The following is an 18,127-nucleotide window of genomic DNA, read 5'->3' as shown; positions in this document are numbered from 1 at the left end:
TAGTAAGGCGCACCTCACTCGCGTTGCGCTAAGTTGCGTTAGCCTGTGTTTGGCTGGTCAGAAGGGGTGCAGATGACGCAACCGGAACCGCACGAGCGCCTCGATGCCGCGATGAGCGAACGACGCCTCGAGCTCCGCCTCAACTGGCGGGAGGTCGCGACGATGGCCGGCATCACCTACGAGGCGCTGCGCGGCATTCGGCGCGGCGACTACAAGCCGGCCGAACTGACCGCGCGCGGACTGGACGACGCCTTGCAGTGGGTCCCAGGATCCGTCCTCGCCATCCTGCAGGGCGGACACCCAAGGCCGGCCGTCGAGGTCAACACTGAAGCCGTCCAGCCCGACGCCGCCGAGCTGCCGCCGCTCGACGAGGAGTTGTCGCTGGCGCAGCGTCTACTGGCCGCGACGCTGCGGGAGATGCGGCTGTCGCCGGAGGATGCGGACGAGGTCTGGCGGCGGGTGCGGCTGGATATCGAGGCTACTCACCGGTCACAAAGGGGCGGAACAAGCCATGATGACCGGAATGACCGCACCGGATAGTCACGTTCGTGTCACAAGCGGTTTCTATGTCTACCTGTGTGACAGACGTATTACGGAGGGTGTTCCCCAGTAGTCGCATATGCACAGAGCGAACTGGGGGAGTGGTCAGGTGTGACGAATACTGGCCAGGTAGTCGCCGCCCTCGCCGGCGGGGTACTGCTCACGATCGTGGCCGTACAGGGCCTGAGACTGTGGGCCATCGAACGCAGGGCCGAGCAGAAGCGCAGAATCGATACTGCCGTGCGGGCCGTCCTGGAAGGCGTTGAGGCGCGTCGCCGGTGTCCGCCTGGCCAGGACCCGCCGGCCGAGCCACCGGATGACGCAGTTGAGGTGCACGCGAAAGCACACCTGCGGCTGCTCTCCTCGCCGCGCTCCCGGCGCTCGTCGGAGAAGCGGCAGCCGTCGCCCGGCCGGAGACGGGCATCAGGGCACGGCCGGTAGCGGGTACCAGCGTGCCCCGTCTGCCCTTACTGGCCGGGGCGCTTGGGCTCGATGCGCACCGACTCCTCGTCGAAGTACGTGTCGCCCGGGCGGAAGCCGTCCGGCCGGCCCCGGCGGGCGGGGAGGATCGTGACCGTCATGATCGCGTCGATGATCGCGCGCTTGCGGTCCAGGCTGTAGCCCTCCCAGTCCTCGGCGACCTGCCGACTGCCCAGCCGCACGCTTCGGAGCACGGGCACCGTGCTGCGACGCTCCCACTCCGCCTCGAGCTCGCGCAGCTTGGCGCGCAGCCGGGCGTTGCTGTCGAGGTACTGGGCGCGCGTCTTCAGGTCCTCGTCGTAGTCCCGCTGGTTCTCGGCGAGCTTGCCGCGCAGCGCCTCTTCCCGTGCCACCAGCTGCTCGACCGGTTCCTGCGCCGGCGCGGGCGGCAGCAGCAGCACGGCGGCGTCCGGTCGGCTGAGACGCTCGATGGCCATGTCCTGAACGTAGTCGTCGACGTACTTCGCCACCCGCGACACGTGCCCGCCTGCCTGGCACCGGTACGCCGCGTCCAGACCGGCACCGCGGCCCTGTGTCTGCACGGCCTGCCCGCAGTCCTCCCAGCCGCACAGGTAGAGGCCACCGCCGAGCCACTTGCGAGCCGTGCTGGTCGTGCTGCGGCGTTCGGGCCGCTCAAGGATCGCCTTGCAGGCACGCCACTTGTCCTCGGAGACGAGCGCCGGCCATGCAGCTTTGCCGACGACCTCACCCGCGACCTCGAGCAGTCCTGCGTTGCGCGGCCGGAGCAGCAGGCGGCGGAGGGGGGTCGGCGAGAACTCGCCGCCGCGCGGCTCTGTACGCGTGCCGTCCGGCAGGCGGCGGCGCCGCGCCGGGGAGGTGATGCCCTGGGCCTTCCAGGCGCGGCAGACGCTGCGCAGCGAGTCGCCAGCCAGGATCAGGTCCATCGCTTTGTCGACGTGCCAGGCCTCGGAGCCATCGGTGACGCGGGCGTCCGCTCCGCACGCCCGGCAGACGGCTTTCGCTGTGAAGTGGTCGCCGCTCTCGCACCGCGTGCAGTGCCGGTCCGGGGTGACGTCGTCGCCCGCCCCGCAGCGCATGCACCACAGCACGACGGTGAAGGCCTCGGAGGGGCAGCGCGGGCAGTCCAGTCCGCGGGGGGTCGTCCCGTCCGCCTCGTAGCCGAACGGCCTCGGTCCTCCGCGGTAGGTGCCCTCACGGACGTTGTCGCCCTTGGCGTCGCGCACGCGCTCGGCGGTCTCTTCCGCTTCGTGCTGGTCGTCGACGGCTTTGCGTCGTGCCTCGCGCCGGCCGTCCGCCGTCGTGAGGTCGTACGTGCCGCCCTTCACCGTGGCAACGAGCAGGTCCTTCTCCTCGACCAGGTCGAGGAACTCGAACGCCTCCCGGAAGCGGCGCTGCAGCCGTCGCGAGGTCAGCGCCAGCACGCCATCGGCCTCGCCCTCGCGCAGCATCCGGATCAGCTCGGTGTACTGCGGGCGCGGCTTGCCGGAGTAGGCGGAGGTGTCGTTCTCGACGAGCACCGCGACGATCTCAGCGGGAGTGCCCCGTCGGTTGAGGTCCTCGGCGAGCTTGCGACAGTCGCGCTCCTGGCGCTTCACGCCGTACTTGCGGCCCTCGCGGTCGTCGCTGATTCGGCAGTAGATGACCAGGCGCCGCCGCCCGCCCGACCGGGCTTCTGTCTTCATGCCCGGTGACGGTAGGGGCTCAGCAGGGGTGTACGCAAACCTTTGACGCGTCGAACGCCTCGCTCTTGACCGGCAGTGCCTCCGCCGCTCCCGGAACCACGTCGACGGGCATGCCGGCGCGCAGCGCCGCCTCCAGCGCCAGGGTCCGCATATGGCGCTCCGGCTCGATCGCGACGACCTCCGAGACGGTGCGCGGGTAGTGGGCGAAGTTCAGCCCGTTGCCCGCGCCGATCTCGACGACCCGGCCCGACAGCCCGGCCAGCAGCCGCTCTCGCGCCGCCGCCAGACCGCCGCGGGTCTCCGCGGCCGAGCTGACCGCGGGATACCAGCGGGCGAACAGCGGGTGGTGGACGAGATCACCGGACACCTTGCCGGAACTCGTGGACCGTATCGGCATGGCGACCTCCCAGGCAGGACGGGCCTACCCGGATCCTTCCCCGTACCGGCCCGCCGCACCCCCGCTGTGCCGCCCGCGCCGGTCACTCGACGAACGCGCGCACCTGTGCGTAGACGCCGTGGTCGTTGTTCATCTCGTCGTGCGAGATGCAGCCGACGCCCACGTTGGTGGCCCCGCTCAGCAGCGCGGAGGAGTCCGGGTCCACGGCCGCGTCGCAGTTCGACCAGTAGGTCGCGTAGTTCACGCTGCCGGGCGTCTCGTCACCGGAGTTGAGGGCCGTCACGAACGAGCTGCCGGTGACCATCTCGGCGCAGGACCTGTACAGCCAGCTGCACAGCGAGGCGACCGACGTGCCGTGGTTGGTGCCGGCGACGGAGACGAAGTCGTCCACGAAGGCCGTCCCGCCGAGGTTCTTGAGGTAGTAGCGGGAGCTGAGCGCGCCCATGGAGTGGACGACGACGTCGACCTTGCTCGCGCCGGTCCTCGCGCGCAGGTTCTTGATCTCCGTGGCCAGCTGTGCGGCCGTGGTGGCGTTCGACTGGGACCAGCTGTACGTCCACGCGTCGAGCTCGGCGGCCGTGTAGCCGTCGGCCTTGAAGTAGGCGACCCAGTCGTCCCAACTGCTCGACGAGCTGCTGATGCCGTGCACGAAGACGATCGGATCATGGGTCGCCGCGTGGGCGGTGGGGGCGGAGACGGACAGTGACAGAAGGAGCGAAGTGACCGCGGCCGAGAGGACCGCGGCGATGCGACGCTTGCGGCGCTGCATGATGCCTCCTGAAACAGGTGGGGTTGCCAGGAGTGTCCGGTCGGGTCTACGCGCGCCGCATCGGTGATATCGCCGGTCTTTACGGTTCAAGTAACCCGCCAGTAACGTCATGTGTGTGGTGACTCCGGTGAACCCCCCACCTCTGGACCGCACTTCGCCACCGAGGCCTTCGGACGCGGGTCCGCGCCCGGTCGCCGCGCTGCCCGAAGGCGTCCGGGTGCGCGCCCTGCGCCTCGTGCACGGCGACCCGCGCGCCGCCGTCGAACTCGCGGCCCGGCTCACCGAACGCCAGGCGGCCGGCCTCGACCCGCTGCCCACCGACCCGGCGGAGCAGGCCCCGGACGTCCTGCGCGCCCACCGCCTGGAGGTCCGCGCCCTGCCCGACGACACCCGGCGGCTGCTCCTGCTCGCCGCCGCCGACCAGTACCCGGTGGCCACCCACGCCTTCCTGCGCGCCGTCGCCGCCGCCCGGCTCGACACCCGGCCGCTGGAGGCCGCCGAGACGGCCGGACTGGCGTACGCCACGGCGGGCGGCGTCGGCTTCCGCGACGCCTGGACCCGGATCGCCGCCTACGAGAGCGCCGCCCCGGCCGACCGGCGCGACGTCCACCTGCTGCTGGCCCGTGTCCTGCACGACGCCGCCGAACTGCCCCGGCGCTCCTGGCATCGGGGCGCCGCCGCGCTGGGCCCCTCCGGACGGCTCGCCGCGGAGCTGGCCACCGCCGCCGACCGGGCCCGCGCCGCCGCCGACCCGGCCCTGGCCGCCGCCCTCGCGGAACGTGCCGCCGTCCTGTGCCCGGCCCCACGGGACCGCTCCCGCCTGCTCGCCCGCGCGGCGGCCGACGCCTGGAACGCCGGTGACGCAGACCGCTCCCGCGCCCTGGCCGCCCGCACCGACGCCGACGCCCTCACCGGCGTCCTCGCCCTGCGCACCGGCCACGCCGCCGAGGCCTTCGACGCGCTGCTGACGGGAGCGTCGGCCTGCGCCGACCCCGCGCCCCTGCTGGCCCGCGCCACCGAGGCCGCCGTCTACACCGGCGACCTGAGGCGCTGCCGGGAGGCGGTGGCGGCGGCACGGCAACTGGGCGTCGACCCACCGGGGGTGCTGAGCGGGATCGCCGCCGCCGTCGACGGACGCTACGAGGACGCCCGTGACCTGCTGGAGGCGACCGCGGGCAGATGCGGCCCCGGCGGGGACCCCACCGACCTGCTGCACGCGGGCGTCGCCGCCCTGATGCTCGGCGACCACCCCCGGGCCGCGACCGCCACCGTGCGGGCGGCGGCCGCAGCCCGCACGCGCGGTCTCACCGCCCTCGTCTCGCAGGCGCTGGAGTTCCGTGCCCACGCCGACTTCTGGACCGGCCGGCCGCGCGCCGCCGAGGCCGCCGCGCTGGACGCGCTACGGCAGGCGCAGGCCACCGGCCAGGACAACGGCGCCTGTCATCTCCAGGCCGCCCTCGCCATGTTCGCCGCGCTCACCGGCGACGGCGACCTGTGCCGCAGGCGCGCCGCCGCGGCCCGGTCCCACGCCCTCGCCCACGGCCTGGGCCTGCCCGCCGCGCTCGCCCAGTGGGCGCTCGCCCTCCTCGACCTCGGCACCGGACGCTACGGCCCCGCCGCGGCCCGGCTGCGCGCCCTCGCCGCCTTCGGACCCGGACACGGCCACCGCGCGGTCCGCCACTCGGCCACCCCGCACTACGTCGAGGCCGCCGTGCGCACCGGCGACACGCGCGTCGCCCGGGCCGCGCACGCCGACTACGACCGCTGGGCCCGTGCCGTCCGCAGCGCCGACGAACTGGCCCTCAGCGCCCGCTGCCGCGCCCTGCTCACCCCGGGCGCCGACGCCCTCGGGCACTACCGCACCGCGCTCGAGCTGCACGCCGAGGGCGCCCGCCCCTTCGAACACGCCCGCACGGAGCTGCTGTTCGGCAGCGCCCTGCGCAGGCTCCGCCACCGTGCCGAGGCCCGCGACCGGCTGCACAGCGCCCGGGAGGCGTTCGAGGCCTTCGGCGCCCCGCACTGCGCCGAAGCGGCCCGTGCCGAGCTCCGCGCCCTCGGCGCCCCCGCGACCCCGGCCCGCGGGGCGGACAGCCCGGCCGTCCTGCTGACGGCCCAGCAGTTCCTGATCGCCCGGATGGCCGCCGAGGGCGCGACGAACCGGGAGATCGCCGTCCGGCTCGCCCTCAGCCATCGCACCATCGACCATCACCTGCGCGGCGTCTTCAACCGGCTGGGCATCCGCTCCCGCATCGAGCTCGTCCGGCTGATCGCCCAGGCCGACGCGCAGGGGACGACGTCCGGGCCACCGGAGGGCCGAGGCGCCCCGGACGACGCCCGCCCGTCGGGTCCATGAAGTCCCACCGCCGCGCGACGCCCGGCCCGCCCGCTCCCGAGGGTCGAACGCACGCTCACCCCGGCCCGAAAACACTCACGCGTCCCCTCGCCGCCCCCGGCGAGCCCGTGCCGCGGGACAGCCGGCGGTGTCTCGCGGACGCGGCTCGGCCTGCGGCCCGCACCCGGAAGGCCCGTGGTCCCTTCGTGAGAGCTGCGAACGCCGAGTCGCGGGCCGGCCGGCCGGTGTCTCGCGGACCCGGCTGAGCCCGCCGCCCGCACGTGGAGGGCCGCGGGCCCCTTGCCGGACCCGCGAGCGCTGCGCGACGGAAAGTCGGCGATGCCGCGCGAACCCGACTCAGTGCGCGGCGCCGGCCCGGAAGGCGTCGGCGTCCCACGTCCCGTCCAGCCGTGGCGCCAGCCAACCCGGGGCCGCCGCGCGGAAGACGGCGGGAGCGAGCGCCCCCACACCCGCCGGCAGCGCCCCCAGAAGCGGGGCCCCGGCGACGTCCGGCAGGTCGGTGACGTTGCAACGCATCGCCAGGTCGGGCGAGTCGGGCCAGTCGCCGATGACCACGCCCAGCAACTCCAGCCCGCGCGCCCGCAGTTCACGAGCTGTCAGCTCCGTCGTGTTCAGTGTGCCCAGCCCCGCCGAGGACACCACCAGCACCGGGGCCCGCATCAGCCGAGCGGCGTCGGCGAGCGTGCCGCCCGCCTCGTCGAACCGCACGAGCAGCCCGCCCGCCCCCTCGACGAGCACCAGGTCGTGCTCCACGGCGAGTTTCCGCGCCGCCTCCACCACGTCGCCCGGACGCACGGGCGCGAGACCCGCCCGCCGCGCCGCGGTCGCGGGAGCCAACGGCTCGGGGAAGCGGGCGACTTCGACCGCGGTGAGCGCGCCCGCCAGCCGCGCGACCTCCTCGGCGTCCCCCGGCTCGCCCGGTGCCACACCGGTCTGCGCCGCCTTCAGCACGGCCACCGACCGGCCCGCCGCCAGCGCCGCAGCGGCGACCGCCGCCGTCGTGACCGTCTTGCCGACCTCCGTGCCCGTCCCCGTGATCACCAGGATCGGCATGCTCACCCCTCCCGCGCCGCGGCGCACACCGCGCGCGTGATCCGTGCCACGTCCGCGTCACCGGTGACGTACGGCGGCATCGTGTAGACGAGGTCGCGGAAGGGCCGCAGCCAGACGCCCTCGCGCACGGCCGCCGCGGTGGCGGCCCGCATGTCCACCTCGTGGTCGAGCTGGACGACCCCGATGGCGCCGAGGACCCGCACGTCCCGCACGCCCGGGAGCCGTGAGGCCGGCGCGAGGCCGTCCCGCAGGCCCGACTCGATCCGCTTGACCTCCGCGAGCCAGTCCTGTCCGAGCAGCAGCTCGATCGAGGCGCAGGCGACGGCCGCGGCGAGGGGGTTGCCCATGAACGTCGGCCCGTGAGCCAGCACCGGCACCTCGCCCCGCGAGATCCCCTCGGCCACCCGGGAGGTGCACAGCGTCGCCGCCATCGTCAGATAGCCGCCGGTCAACGCCTTGCCGACGCACATCACGTCCGGCGTGACCGCGGCGTGCTCCGCCGCGAACAGCGCGCCCGTACGGCCGAAACCGGTCGCGATCTCGTCGAACACCAGCAGCACGTCGTGCGCGTCGCACATCTCGCGCAGCACCCGCAGATACCCGGGGGAGTGGAACCGCATCCCGCCCGCGCCCTGCACCACCGGCTCCACGACGACCGCGGCCAGCTCGTCGGCGTGCCGCTCGACGGCCGCGCGCAGCTGATCGGCGTACGTCTCGTCGTACTCCGCCAACGGCGCGTCCACGAACACCTGCCGGGGCAGCACCCCGGTCCACAGGTCGTGCATCCCGCCGTCGGGGTCGCACACCGACATGGGCTGCCAGGTGTCGCCGTGGTAGCCGCCGCGCCACGTCAGCAGGCGCCGCTTCGCCGGACGGCCCAGCGAGCGCCAGTACTGCAGACACATCTTCACGGCGACCTCGACCGACACCGAACCCGAGTCGGCGAGGAAGACATGCTCGAGACCGTCGGGCGACATGTCGACAAGATGCTTCGCCAGCCGGACGGCGGGCTCGTGGGTGAGCCCGCCGAACATGACGTGGCTCATCCGTCCCAACTGCTCGCGCACGGCGTCGTTGAGCACCGGGTGGTTGTAGCCGTGGATCGCCGACCACCAGGACGACATGCCGTCGACCAGCTCGCCCGAGCCGTCCGCCATCCGCAGCCGGACCCCGCTCGCCGACTCCACGACGAGCGGTTCGGCCCGGCCGGGCATCGGACCGTAGGGATGCCACACATGCCGCCGGTCGAGCTCCAGCAGCTCCGGCACGGCGAGCGGGGACGGCTCAGGCATTGGGCGCGAGATCGGTGCCGGCGCCGCGGCGGCGCACGGCGACCAGGTCGGTGCGGGCCTCGCCGGCGGACGCGGCGGCGGGGGCAGCCGAGGCGGCCGTCGCCGCGGGGACGGAGCCGCAGACGCCGCCGCCCTCGTGCGAGCCGCACCCGGAGCCCTCGTGCGCACCGCACCCCGATGCCTCCCGGGAGCCGCAGCCGCCGCCCTCGTGGGACCCGCAGCCGCCGCCCGCCGCTGCCCGGTGCTCGGGCAGCGTGACCTGCTCCGCGCCCTCCACCTCGAACCCGGCGTCCGCGATCATCTCCAGGTCGGCCTTGCCCGCCTGGCCCTCGGTCGTGAGGTAGTCACCGAGGAAGATCGAGTTGGCCAGGTGCAGCGCGAGCGGCTGCATCGTGCGCAGATGGACCTCGCGCCCGCCCGCGATGCGGACCTCGACGTCGGGGCAGACGAACCGCACCATCGCCAGGATCCGCAGACAGCGCTGCGGGGTGAGGTTCCACTCCTTGGCCAGCGGCGTGCCCTCGACCGGGATGAGGAAGTTGACCGGCACCGAGTCCGGGTCCAGCTCGCGCAGCGAGTAGACGACGTCCACCAGGTCCTCGTCCGTCTCGCCCATGCCGGCGATCAGTCCGGAGCAGGCCGACAGGCCCGCCGCGTGCGCCTTGGTGACGGTGTCCACCCGGTCGGCGTAGGTGTGTGTGGTCGTGATCTCCCCGTACGTCGACTCCGACGTGTTGAGGTTGTGGTTGTAGGCGTCGGCGCCCGCCTCGCGCAGCCGCTCGGCCTGGCCGTCGGAGAGCAGGCCCAGACAGGCGCACACCTCGACGCCCTCGTTCTGTTCCTTGATCGCCTTGATGGTGTCGGAGACCCGGTCGACGTCCCGGTCCGTCGGCCCGCGCCCGGACGCCACCAGGCAGACCCGCTTCGCGCCGCCCGCGAGACCCGCCGCGGCGGCCTGCGAGGCCTCGTCGGGCTTGAGCCAGGTGTACTTCAGGATGCCGGCCGTCGAGCCCAGCCGCTGGGAGCAGTAGGAGCAGTCCTCGGGGCACAGGCCCGACTTGAGGTTGACGAGGTAGTTGAGCTTCACCCGTCGGCCGAACCAGTGCCGGCGCACCTTCCCGGCCGCGGCCACCACGTCCATCACGTCGTCGTCGGAAGTGGCGAGGACGGCCAGAGCCTCCTCGCGGGTCGGCAGCTCGCGCCGAAGCCCCTTGTCCACCAGCGTGTTCAGCAGGTCCATGAGAGCCGATCCTGTCCTACGCACCCGCTCCGGGCCAAGGTAGGGATCACACAACACACCCGGTTCGACGTGTGGGTATTGCCACACCGTGGGCGGGCGGCCCTGCCGCTAGTGTCTGTCCGCTACCTACAAAAGCCCCGGAGGACCCATGGCGTTCGGCTGGATCGACGAGCAGGCGGAGCTGCGCCGCCGGGCCGGACTCGTGCGGACGCTGCGGCCGCGTCCGGCCGACTCGCCGCTGCTCGACCTCGCCAGCAACGACTACCTGGGTCTGGCCCGTCATCCCGAGGTCGTCGAGGGCGCCGCGGCCGCCGCCCGCACCTGGGGAGGCGGCGCCACCGGCTCGCGCCTCGTCACCGGCACCACCGAGCTGCACGGCGACCTGGAGCGGGAGCTGGCGGACTTCTGCGGCTTCGAGGCCGCCCTGGTCTTCTCCTCCGGCTACGCGGCCAATCTCGCCGCCGTCACGGCGCTGGCCCCGCACGGCTCGCTGATCGTCTCCGACGCGGGCAACCACGCCTCGCTCATCGACGGCTGCCGGCTGGCCCGCGGCGCCGTCCAGGTCGTCGGCCACAACGACCCGGAGGCCGTGCGCAAGGCGCTCGACGCCCACGACGGCCCGGCCGTGGCCGTCTCCGACGCGGTCTTCTCGGTCGACGGCGACGCGGCCCCGCTGGCCGGCCTCGCCGCCGCCTGCCGGGAGCACGGCGCCGGCCTCGTCGTCGACGACGCCCACGGACTGGGCGTGCTCGGGGACGGCGGCCGGGGGACCGCGCAGGCTACCGGCCTCGCGGGCGCCCCCGACGTCGTCGTGACGCTCACGCTGTCCAAGTCGCTCGGCAGCCAGGGGGGCGCCGTGCTGGGCCCCGCGCGGGTGATCGAGCATCTGGTGAACGCGGCCCGCACGTTCATCTTCGACACGGGCCTCGCCCCGGCGGCTGCGGGCGCCGCGCTGGCGGCCCTGCGGCTGCTGCGCCGGGAACCGGAGCGCGCGGCACGTGCGCGTACGGTGGCGGGCGAACTGCACACGCGGCTGACGGCCGCGGGATTGGAAGCGGTGCGTCCCGACGCCGCGGTCGTCTCGGTGCGGGCGCCGTCCCCGGAGGAGGCGCTGCGGTGGGCGGCGGACTGCCGGACGGCAGGCCTGGCCGTGGGCTGCTTCCGGCCTCCTTCCGTGCCCGACGGCATCTCACGCCTGAGGCTCACCGCCCGTGCGGACCTCTCCGGGGCCGAGCTGGAACGCGCTGTGCGGGTGATCGGCGAGACACGGCCATGAGTCGGCGGGACAGGACCGTGGGTCGCCGGTGACGGGTGGGGGCGCCGTCAGGTGCGGCGTGGTCGGCCAAGCGAGTCGGTGAAACCCGTCCAGCTCTCGGGGGAGAAGAGCAGGGCGGGACCGGCCGGGTCCTTGGAGTCGCGTACGGCGAGCAGACCGGCCCAGGGGCCGCGGTCCGGCCGGGCGGTCTCGACGCAGTTGTTGGCTCCCGTGCTGTAGCTGCTGCGCAGCCACCGCACCTGCGGGAGACGGTCGGGATCGGTACGGGAAGGTACGTTCCGCGGTACTGCGGACATGGTGCCTCCTTACGCGCCGCCGGCGATCGCGGCGATGTAATCCGATGATTCCCCGGGCGAAAGTGCGTGCGCCCGAAGGGCGTTGAAGGCCTGGGCATAGGCCTGGAGGTCTTCTTTCCGTTCGAGATAGAGGGTACTCGTCAAGTGGTCGAGAACAACCACATCCAGATCAGAAGTGCGCGAAAATGAAAAGATAACGAACGGGCCGGTTACCCCGATATGCGCACCCGCGGTGAACGGCAGCACCTGAAGGCTCACTTGCGGCAAACGGGAGGCCTCCGCCAGCCGTCGCAGCTGGCGCGCCATCGCCTCGGGGCCGCCCACCTCGCGGCGCAGCACCGACTCGTCGAGCACCGCGTTCAGCTCCAGCGGCGGCTGCGCACGCAGTACGTCCTGGCGGGCCAGCCGCACCTCCACCAGGGTGTCCAGCTGCTCCTCGTCGAGGCCCTCGACGGCGGCGCCGGTCACCGCGCGCGCGTACTCGGGCGTCTGCAGCAGGCCCGGCACCACGGTCGTCTCCAGGGTGCGCATCGCGCTGGCCTGGGACTCCAGGCTGATGAAGTCCCGGTAGGCCGGCGGCAGCACCCCACGGTAGGCGTGCCACCAGTGGTCCCGGCCGCCGCCGTCGCCCGCCAATGCCAGCATCAGCTCCCGCAGTTGCTGATCGGCCACACCGTAGGCGTCGAGGAGTAACCGCACATCGGCCGGTTTCGATCCACTGACGCCGGTCTCGATGCGGCTCACCTTGGACTGGTGCCACCCCACGAGCCGGGCCGCCTCACCACTGGTGAGACCCGCCCGGGCGCGTAAAGTGCGCAGTTCGGCGCCCAGCTTGCGGCGGCGCACCGCCGGTCCGTGCTGCATGGGCTCCTCCTTACTCCTGACAGGCCGACCAAATACGCTCTGTCGTCGCAGAGTTCACCGCATCGGGCGACAGATATATGCACATCTTGGTGGATCGCCACCCGTGACCGGCGTGGTGATGGCAGTCTGGCGAAGAAGCACCAGTCCGGGACCGTACTCGAACCAATCCACACCGTGTCGGGCTCCGGTCCCGTGGGAAAGGGACGACGTCGCCATGGCAGATCACCTGGAAGCAACCCTCACTCTGCCGAGCGATCCCGCCTCGGTCTCCACGGCCCGGGCCTTCGTGGCCGGCACCCTCGGCGAGTGGGGCCTGCCCGCGGACGCCGAGGCGGCAGACGCCGTCCGTCTGATCGTCTCGGAACTCGCCACCAACGCCGTACAGCACACCTTCGGCCAGTCGCCCACCTTCACGGTGGACCTGGCCCTCGACCGCGACGAACGGCTGAGCATCGGGGTCACCGACAGTCATCCGCGCTTCCCGCAACGACTGCCGGCCGCCGTCCAGCAGGACAACGGCCGAGGCATGGTGATCATTCGCTGGCTGACCGCGGAAGCCGGCGGCAGACTCAGAGTGCGGCCCACGAGGGAGGGCGGCAAGACGGTCGTCGTCGAGCTCCCGTGGACCGTCCCGGCGGCGGAGCCGGCAGCCGGGGTCCTGGCGGTCCCGGCGGAGGGTGAGCTCCCGGGACGGTGAAGGCGTGTCAGGACGCCCTGCACGGCCCCGGGAGGTCAGTGGGCCCGACAGCTCGGCGGACCCGGCAGATCGGCGCCCAGGTACCGGCCCGGCGGACCGGGCGGATCAGTACCTGGGCCGGCCCCTAGCGGACCCGGCCGTACCAGACGCTCTTGGTCCAGATCTTCTGCAGCTTCACCACGTCCCCGGTCTTCGGCGAGTGCCAGATCTTGCCCTTGCCCGCGTAGATCCCGACGTGGTACACGTTCGACCCCGAGTGGAAGAACACCAGGTCGCCCGCCCTGCGGCTGGACGCCGAAATGTGCTTCGTCTTGTTGTACTGCTGGGCCGCCGTCCGCGGCAGGCTCTTGCCCGCCTTCTTGAACGAGTACAGCGTGAGTCCCGAGCAGTCGAACCTCTTCGGCCCGGTGGCCCCGTACTTGTACGGTGCACCCTTCTTGGAGGCCGCGATCTGCAGCGCCTTCGTCGCCGGTGTGGCGGCCGCGGCGTCCGGAGCGAGCCCCGGGACCACGACCGTGCCGCCGACGGCGGCGATGGCGAACGCCGAGGCCGTACCGGCCCGGGCCATGAGCGACGGGACACGATTGAGCGCAGTCATGCGCAACCCTTCGTCAGCCGCCTGTGAAGGATGACCTGTCGGATTCGGGCTGGCGAAGTTGCCCGGCCGCGTCAGCGGCTTCACCCCAAGGGCTGCTCGGCCCGGTCATGGCGTGACCGTTCCGGCGACCCGTCGTGCCTGGGTCCTCCACTCCTGCCGATGCACTCCTGTCGACCGGTCATCCGGGAGGCGGCAGGACTCGGCGTCCACCCGGACCGCCCCGCCGCTTGTGGCGGGGGCTTGTCGTCAGACAGGGATCTTGGCTCACGGATGTCCGAAAATCCCAACGGAACCGGGGATTTGTGGGGTTACTCACCACTCAGCCGTTCGGGTGAACACTCTGACGGGTGATCAGCTGGCGAGTCCCCTCAGGGCCTCCCACCAGCGACGACGCCTCCTGTTCCACCCGCGGAGCGCCCTTCTGCGCAACTTCTGGGCGTCCGGGAGAACAGGAGGGGTTCTGCCGAACGGGGGTACGCCTTCTGGGTCGTTTCGACTCCGGCCCGGACGTCACGTCGGGGCCGGGGCCGTGCGGACCGGTGCCGCCCCGGGTCAACTCTCGGCGAGCGGCGGCAGCGTGACGCGCGCCGTGCGGCGCTCCCCGTCCAGGACGCGCAGCGCCCGGGCGAGCGTCTGCGCGTGCAGCTCGCTCTCGCCCCGCTGGTGCATCAGCGTCAGCGCGTCGCGCAGCGCGGCGGCCTTGCTCACCAGCGCCTGGGCGGCGCGCAGCCCGCGATAGGTGTCCCCGTGGTGGGCGGGGTTGATGCGGCCGAGCATGTCGACCACGTCGAGGTATCCGTCGATCAGCTCGGCCTCCGCGCGGGTCAGCGCGGGCAGCGGCGGCAGCTCGGGCACCATCGCCGGCTCACCTCCCGCCCTGCGCCCCGGCGGACGCCTTGCGGCTCGGGATGATCCCGTCCACCAGGCCGTACGCCACCGCTTCCGGGGCGGTGAGGAACGTGCCCCGCTCGATGTCCGCGGTCACCTGCTCCGGCGTCCGCCCGGTGTGCCGCACGAGCATCCCCTCCAGGGCCGCGCGGGTGCGGGCCAGCTCCTCGGCCTGGAGGGCCAGGTCACTGGCCTGGCCCTCGACGGGTTCGGGCAGCGACGGCTGGCGGACCGTCATCCGCGCTCCCGGCAGGGCGAACCGCTTGCCCGGCGTGCCCGCGGCCAGCAGGACCGCGGCCGACGGGCCCGCCTGCCCCAGACACGTCGTCGACACGTCGCAGGTGACGAAGCGGATCGTGTCGTACAGGGCCGTCATCGCGCTGAACGAGCCGCCGGGGGAGTTGATGTACAGCGCGATGTCCCGGTCCGGCTCCTTGTGCTCGAGGTACATGAACTGGGCCGTCACGTCGTTCGCCGAGACCTCGTCGACCGGGGTGCCCAGGAAGATGATCCGCTCCTCCAGCAGCTTCGCGTACGGATCCATCGTGCGGTGTCCCGAACTCGTCCGTTCGGTGAACTCGGGCAGGACATGGCGGGCGGACGGTCGCTGCATGGGTGCCCCCTCCTTCTGCGTCCGGCGCGTCGGACGCCTCTGTAAGAAATGTACAGGACGTACGTGACGTTAGAATGGGGTCATGGCCTACGAGATTCCGGTGACGCAAGCCAGGGCTGAACTCGCCGACCTGATCAACCGCGTGGTGTACGGCGGTGAGCGCGTCGTCGTGACCCGGCACGGCAAACCCCTCGTCGCCCTCGTCTCCGCCGCTGACCTGGAACGACTGGACGAACTGGACCGTCCGGCCGAGGAGCAGGTGATCCGCTCCGTCTCCGCCGTGCGTGAGGTCGCCTCCGCTCCCCGCGAACAGCAGCGGTTCGGCATCGCCGCGGAGCACCGGGGGGCCGGCCCGTCGTAGGCGCGAAAGGCCGTACGAAAAGTACGAACGGCCGTGCGCCGTGCCGGGCCGCCGTTCGGCCGACGATCGCCGGCGCGCGTTCCCCGGAGGAGGCAGCGTCCGCCGGCGCCCGGCGGCAGCCACTGCCCGAGCACGCCGACGGGCTCGGGCGGCACCCGCGGGGCCGCCCGCCGAGGTGCTCGCTGACGGGCCGGGCGCGTAGAGGAGCGTGTCGCCCCCGCTGCCGCCGGCCTGAATGATCACAGGTTGGTTAACGTGCTCGAAATGCGGTCCAACTAGCCTGCCGATCCATGCCACCAGGGGCGTTCCCCCGTGGCCGCGGCAACCGGACCCCGCACGGTCCGGAGCGAGGATGTGAGGTGGGACGTGCAACTGACCCCGCACGAGCAGGAGAGGCTGCTGATCCACGTGGCGGCCGACGTCGCCGAGAAGCGCCGGGCCCGCGGGCTCAAGCTCAACCACCCCGAGGCCGTGGCCCTCATCACGTCGCACATCCTCGAGGGCGCGCGGGACGGTCGTACGGTCGCCGAGCTCATGTCCTCCGGCCGCAAGCTGCTCACCCGCGACGACGTCATGGAGGGCATCCCCGAGATGATCCACGACGTCCAGGTCGAGGCCACCTTCCCCGACGGCACCAAGCTCGTCACCGTCCACGACCCGATCGTCTGACGGGGGAGACCGCCATGATTCCCGGAGAGATCCTCTTCGCCGACGGGCCGATCGTGTACAACGAGGGCCGTGCGGTCACCCGGCTCACCGTGCTCAACGCCGCCGACCGGCCCGTCCAGGTCGGCTCCCACTACCACTTCGCCGAGGCCAACCCGGGCCTGGACTTCGACCGCGCCGCGGCGCGCGGCAGGCGGCTGAACGTCGCCGCCGGCACCGCCGTGCGCTTCGAGCCCGGGATCCCCGTCGAGGTCGAACTCGTCCCCCTGGCGGGCGACCGGATCGTGCCCGGACTGCGCGGGGAGACCGGAGGTGCCCTCGATGCCTGAGATCTCGCGTGCCGCGTACGCCGACCTGTTCGGCCCGACGACCGGCGACCGCATCCGGCTCGCCGACACCGATCTGCTGATCGAGGTCGAGGAGGACCGCTGCGGCGGCCCCGGACTGGCCGGCGACGAGGCGGTGTTCGGCGGCGGCAAGGTGATCCGTGAGTCCATGGGCCAGTCGCGGGCCACCCGCGCGGAGGGCACGCCCGACACGGTCGTCACGGGCGCGGTCGTCGTGGACCACTGGGGTGTGGTGAAGGCAGACGTCGGCATCCGGGACGGGCGGATCACCGGCATCGGCAAGGCCGGCAACCCCGACACGATGGACGGCGTCCACCCGGACCTGGTCATCGGCCCGGAGACCGAGATCATCGCCGGCAACGGACGGATCCTGACGGCCGGCGCGGTCGACGCACACGTCCACTTCATCTGCCCGCAGATCGCCGACGAGGCCCTCGCGTCGGGCGTCACCACGCTGGTCGGCGGCGGAACGGGACCGGCGGAGGGCTCCAAGGCGACCACCGTGACCCCCGGCCCGTGGCACCTCGCGCGCATGCTGGAGGCGATGGAGCAGTACCCGCTGAACATCGGCTTCCTCGGCAAGGGCAACACCGTCTCGCAGGAGGCGATGCTCTCGCAGATCCGCGGCGGGGCGCTGGGACTGAAGCTGCACGAGGACTGGGGCTCGACCCCGGCCGTCATCGACGCCTCGCTGACCGTCGCCGACCGCACCGGCATCCAGGTCGCGATCCACACCGACACGCTCAACGAGGCCGGATTCGTGGGCGACACGCTCGCCGCGATCGCCGGACGCGGCATCCACGCGTACCACACCGAGGGTGCGGGCGGCGGGCACGCGCCGGACATCATGACCGTCGTCTCCGAGCCGCACGTGCTGCCGAGCTCGACCAACCCGACGCGGCCGTACACGGTGAACACGGCCGAGGAACACCTCGACATGCTGATGGTGTGTCACCATCTCAACCCGGCCGTCCCGGAGGACCTGGCGTTCGCCGAGTCGCGGATCCGGCCCTCGACGATCGGCGCCGAGGACGTCCTGCACGATCTCGGGGCGATCTCGATCATCTCCTCCGACTCCCAGGCGATGGGCCGGGTCGGCGAGGTGATCCTGCGGACCTGGCAGACGGCGCACGTGATGAAGCGGCGGCGCGGCGCGCTCCCCGGCGACGGGCGGGCGGACAACCACCGTGTCCGCCGCTACATCGCCAAGTACACGATCAACCCGGCCCTCGCGCAGGGGCTGGCCCGCGAGATCGGTTCTGTCGAGAGCGGCAAGCTCGCCGACCTGGTGCTGTGGGAGCCGGCGTTCTTCGGTGTCAAGCCGCACCTCGTCATCAAGGGCGGGCAGATCGCGTACGCCCAGATGGGCGACGCCAACGCCTCGATCCCGACGCCGCAGCCGATTCTGCCGCGTCCGATGTACGGCGCGATCGGCCGGGCGCCGGCCTCGAACTCGTTCAACTTCGTGGCGCCGCTCGCGATCGAGGACGGCCTGCCCGAACGTCTGCAGCTGGGCAAGAAGTTCGTCGCCATCGACTCCACGCGCGGGGTCACCAAGGCGGACATGCGGGAGAACGACGCCAGGCCGCGCGTCCGGGTCGACCCGGACAGTTTCGCCGTGTACATCGACGGGGAGCTCGTCGAGGCGGCTCCGGCCGCCGAACTGCCCATGGCACAGCGCTACTTCCTGTTCTGAGAACGAGAACTGAGGACTGAGGACCGAGGACTGAGGA

At 72.6% G+C, this 18,127-nt stretch carries 19 protein-coding genes, 1 pseudogene and 1 riboswitch; of the genes and pseudogenes, 8 read left to right on the top strand and 12 right to left on the bottom strand.

Annotation, left to right across the window (positions count from 1 at the left end; all coding sequences use genetic code 11):
* Positions 1-72: 72 nt before the first annotated feature.
* Positions 73-540, top strand: a complete 468-nt coding sequence (locus QF032_RS06650; RefSeq protein WP_307055329.1) for a hypothetical protein — start codon at positions 73-75, stop codon at positions 538-540.
* Between the two features lie 105 nt (positions 541-645).
* Here the strand turns inward: QF032_RS06650 and QF032_RS06645 are convergent, their stop codons facing one another.
* The 4 genes and pseudogenes from QF032_RS06645 to QF032_RS06630 all read right to left on the bottom strand — a co-directional run bounded on the left by QF032_RS06645 (position 646) and on the right by QF032_RS06630 (position 3,850).
* A complete protein-coding gene (locus QF032_RS06645; RefSeq protein WP_307055327.1) occupies positions 646-876 on the bottom strand; it encodes a hypothetical protein in 231 nt (76 codons plus the stop codon).
* Between the two features lie 131 nt (positions 877-1,007).
* The gene (locus QF032_RS06640; protein WP_307055326.1) at positions 1,008-2,684 is read right to left on the bottom strand and encodes a recombinase family protein; all 1,677 of its coding nucleotides are present in this window, start codon (positions 2,682-2,684) and stop codon (positions 1,008-1,010) included.
* Positions 2,685-2,706: 22 nt separating this feature from the next.
* Positions 2,707-3,081: pseudogene (locus QF032_RS06635) on the bottom strand (class I SAM-dependent methyltransferase); the annotation flags it as partial.
* Positions 3,082-3,163: 82 nt separating this feature from the next.
* Positions 3,164-3,850 (bottom strand): esterase/lipase family protein, encoded by a 687-nt coding sequence (locus tag QF032_RS06630; RefSeq protein WP_307055324.1) that lies wholly within the window; start codon positions 3,848-3,850, stop codon positions 3,164-3,166.
* A gap of 109 nt (positions 3,851-3,959) precedes the next feature.
* Between QF032_RS06630 and QF032_RS06625 the strand changes: the two genes are divergently transcribed.
* On the top strand, positions 3,960-6,203 hold the full coding sequence (locus QF032_RS06625; RefSeq protein ID WP_307055322.1) for a helix-turn-helix transcriptional regulator: 2,244 nt from the start codon (positions 3,960-3,962) through the stop codon (positions 6,201-6,203).
* A 336-nt stretch (positions 6,204-6,539) separates the two neighbouring features.
* Here the strand turns inward: QF032_RS06625 and bioD are convergent, their stop codons facing one another.
* From bioD to bioB, 3 genes are read right to left on the bottom strand one after another with little or no spacing between them, the layout of a single operon-like run.
* Positions 6,540-7,256, bottom strand: coding sequence for a dethiobiotin synthase (gene bioD / locus QF032_RS06620; protein WP_307040872.1), 717 nt, complete (start codon positions 7,254-7,256; stop codon positions 6,540-6,542).
* Positions 7,257-7,258: 2 nt separating this feature from the next.
* Positions 7,259-8,548, bottom strand: coding sequence for an adenosylmethionine--8-amino-7-oxononanoate transaminase (locus QF032_RS06615; RefSeq protein ID WP_307055320.1), 1,290 nt, complete (start codon positions 8,546-8,548; stop codon positions 7,259-7,261).
* On the bottom strand, positions 8,541-9,788 hold the full coding sequence (gene bioB, locus QF032_RS06610) for a biotin synthase BioB (RefSeq protein ID WP_307055318.1): 1,248 nt from the start codon (positions 9,786-9,788) through the stop codon (positions 8,541-8,543). Before bioB ends, QF032_RS06615 begins: the two co-directional genes overlap by 8 nt.
* A gap of 148 nt (positions 9,789-9,936) precedes the next feature.
* On the opposite strand from bioB, the gene QF032_RS06605 reads away from it, so the two are divergent.
* Positions 9,937-11,064, top strand: coding sequence for an 8-amino-7-oxononanoate synthase (locus QF032_RS06605; RefSeq protein ID WP_306954386.1), 1,128 nt, complete (start codon positions 9,937-9,939; stop codon positions 11,062-11,064).
* A gap of 47 nt (positions 11,065-11,111) precedes the next feature.
* Here QF032_RS06605 and QF032_RS06600 read toward each other — a convergent pair whose 3' ends face one another.
* Positions 11,112-11,360, bottom strand: a complete 249-nt coding sequence (locus QF032_RS06600) for a DUF397 domain-containing protein (protein ID WP_307040866.1) — start codon at positions 11,358-11,360, stop codon at positions 11,112-11,114.
* Positions 11,361-11,369: 9 nt separating this feature from the next.
* Positions 11,370-12,224 (bottom strand): helix-turn-helix domain-containing protein, encoded by an 855-nt coding sequence (locus tag QF032_RS06595; protein WP_307055316.1) that lies wholly within the window; start codon positions 12,222-12,224, stop codon positions 11,370-11,372.
* Positions 12,225-12,438: 214 nt separating this feature from the next.
* Here QF032_RS06595 and QF032_RS06590 point away from each other — a divergent pair, with 214 nt between their 5' ends.
* Complete coding sequence (locus tag QF032_RS06590; RefSeq protein WP_307040862.1) at positions 12,439-12,921, top strand: ATP-binding protein; 483 nt, start codon at positions 12,439-12,441, stop codon at positions 12,919-12,921.
* Positions 12,922-13,045: 124 nt separating this feature from the next.
* Here the strand turns inward: QF032_RS06590 and QF032_RS06585 are convergent, their stop codons facing one another.
* The 3 genes from QF032_RS06585 to QF032_RS06575 form a co-directional block, all read right to left on the bottom strand.
* The gene (locus QF032_RS06585) at positions 13,046-13,519 is read right to left on the bottom strand and encodes a C40 family peptidase (RefSeq protein ID WP_306954391.1); all 474 of its coding nucleotides are present in this window, start codon (positions 13,517-13,519) and stop codon (positions 13,046-13,048) included.
* 3 nt (positions 13,520-13,522) lie between these two features.
* A riboswitch (cyclic di-AMP (ydaO/yuaA leader) is annotated at positions 13,523-13,693 on the bottom strand.
* 378 nt (positions 13,694-14,071) lie between these two features.
* Entirely contained in the window at positions 14,072-14,377 is a 306-nt protein-coding gene (locus QF032_RS06580; protein WP_307040860.1) for a hypothetical protein, read from the bottom strand.
* Between the two features lie 7 nt (positions 14,378-14,384).
* Positions 14,385-15,020 carry an ATP-dependent Clp protease proteolytic subunit gene (locus QF032_RS06575; protein WP_307055314.1) on the bottom strand — a complete coding sequence of 212 codons (636 nt, stop codon included), beginning with the start codon at positions 15,018-15,020 and terminating at the stop codon, positions 14,385-14,387.
* An 82-nt stretch (positions 15,021-15,102) separates the two neighbouring features.
* Between QF032_RS06575 and QF032_RS06570 the strand changes: the two genes are divergently transcribed.
* The 4 genes from QF032_RS06570 to QF032_RS06555 all read left to right on the top strand — a co-directional run bounded on the left by QF032_RS06570 (position 15,103) and on the right by QF032_RS06555 (position 18,090).
* The gene (locus tag QF032_RS06570) at positions 15,103-15,381 is read left to right on the top strand and encodes a type II toxin-antitoxin system Phd/YefM family antitoxin (RefSeq protein ID WP_307040858.1); all 279 of its coding nucleotides are present in this window, start codon (positions 15,103-15,105) and stop codon (positions 15,379-15,381) included.
* Between the two features lie 366 nt (positions 15,382-15,747).
* Positions 15,748-16,050 (top strand): urease subunit gamma, encoded by a 303-nt coding sequence (locus tag QF032_RS06565; protein ID WP_010988499.1) that lies wholly within the window; start codon positions 15,748-15,750, stop codon positions 16,048-16,050.
* A gap of 14 nt (positions 16,051-16,064) precedes the next feature.
* Positions 16,065-16,376 (top strand): urease subunit beta, encoded by a 312-nt coding sequence (locus QF032_RS06560; RefSeq protein ID WP_306954397.1) that lies wholly within the window; start codon positions 16,065-16,067, stop codon positions 16,374-16,376.
* Positions 16,369-18,090: an urease subunit alpha gene (locus QF032_RS06555; protein ID WP_307055312.1), complete on the top strand. Its 1,722-nt coding sequence runs from the start codon at positions 16,369-16,371 to the stop codon at positions 18,088-18,090. Before QF032_RS06560 ends, QF032_RS06555 begins: the two co-directional genes overlap by 8 nt.
* Positions 18,091-18,127 lie beyond the last annotated feature (37 nt).

The organism is Streptomyces achromogenes (genome assembly GCF_030816715.1).
Lineage (GTDB): Bacteria > Actinomycetota > Actinomycetes > Streptomycetales > Streptomycetaceae > Streptomyces > Streptomyces achromogenes_A.
This window is presented reverse-complemented; position numbering and strand designations above follow the sequence as displayed.

What these genes read in the sequence shown, in the direction of transcription:
- QF032_RS06650 (WP_307055329.1), top strand. Translation starts at nt 73, where the DNA reads ATGACGCAACCGGAACCGCACGAGCGCCTCGATGCCGCGATGAGCGAA.
- QF032_RS06640 (WP_307055326.1), bottom strand. Translation starts at nt 2,684, where the DNA reads ATGAAGACAGAAGCCCGGTCGGGCGGGCGGCGGCGCCTGGTCATCTAC.
- QF032_RS06630 (WP_307055324.1), bottom strand. Translation starts at nt 3,850, where the DNA reads ATGCAGCGCCGCAAGCGTCGCATCGCCGCGGTCCTCTCGGCCGCGGTC.
- QF032_RS06625 (WP_307055322.1), top strand. Translation starts at nt 3,960, where the DNA reads ATGTGTGTGGTGACTCCGGTGAACCCCCCACCTCTGGACCGCACTTCG.
- bioD (WP_307040872.1), bottom strand. Translation starts at nt 7,256, where the DNA reads ATGCCGATCCTGGTGATCACGGGGACGGGCACGGAGGTCGGCAAGACG.
- QF032_RS06615 (WP_307055320.1), bottom strand. Translation starts at nt 8,548, where the DNA reads ATGCCTGAGCCGTCCCCGCTCGCCGTGCCGGAGCTGCTGGAGCTCGAC.
- bioB (WP_307055318.1), bottom strand. Translation starts at nt 9,788, where the DNA reads ATGGACCTGCTGAACACGCTGGTGGACAAGGGGCTTCGGCGCGAGCTG.
- QF032_RS06605 (WP_306954386.1), top strand. Translation starts at nt 9,937, where the DNA reads ATGGCGTTCGGCTGGATCGACGAGCAGGCGGAGCTGCGCCGCCGGGCC.
- QF032_RS06600 (WP_307040866.1), bottom strand. Translation starts at nt 11,360, where the DNA reads ATGTCCGCAGTACCGCGGAACGTACCTTCCCGTACCGATCCCGACCGT.
- QF032_RS06595 (WP_307055316.1), bottom strand. Translation starts at nt 12,224, where the DNA reads ATGCAGCACGGACCGGCGGTGCGCCGCCGCAAGCTGGGCGCCGAACTG.
- QF032_RS06590 (WP_307040862.1), top strand. Translation starts at nt 12,439, where the DNA reads ATGGCAGATCACCTGGAAGCAACCCTCACTCTGCCGAGCGATCCCGCC.
- QF032_RS06585 (WP_306954391.1), bottom strand. Translation starts at nt 13,519, where the DNA reads ATGACTGCGCTCAATCGTGTCCCGTCGCTCATGGCCCGGGCCGGTACG.
- QF032_RS06580 (WP_307040860.1), bottom strand. Translation starts at nt 14,377, where the DNA reads ATGGTGCCCGAGCTGCCGCCGCTGCCCGCGCTGACCCGCGCGGAGGCC.
- QF032_RS06575 (WP_307055314.1), bottom strand. Translation starts at nt 15,020, where the DNA reads ATGCAGCGACCGTCCGCCCGCCATGTCCTGCCCGAGTTCACCGAACGG.
- QF032_RS06570 (WP_307040858.1), top strand. Translation starts at nt 15,103, where the DNA reads ATGGCCTACGAGATTCCGGTGACGCAAGCCAGGGCTGAACTCGCCGAC.
- QF032_RS06560 (WP_306954397.1), top strand. Translation starts at nt 16,065, where the DNA reads ATGATTCCCGGAGAGATCCTCTTCGCCGACGGGCCGATCGTGTACAAC.
- QF032_RS06555 (WP_307055312.1), top strand. Translation starts at nt 16,369, where the DNA reads ATGCCTGAGATCTCGCGTGCCGCGTACGCCGACCTGTTCGGCCCGACG.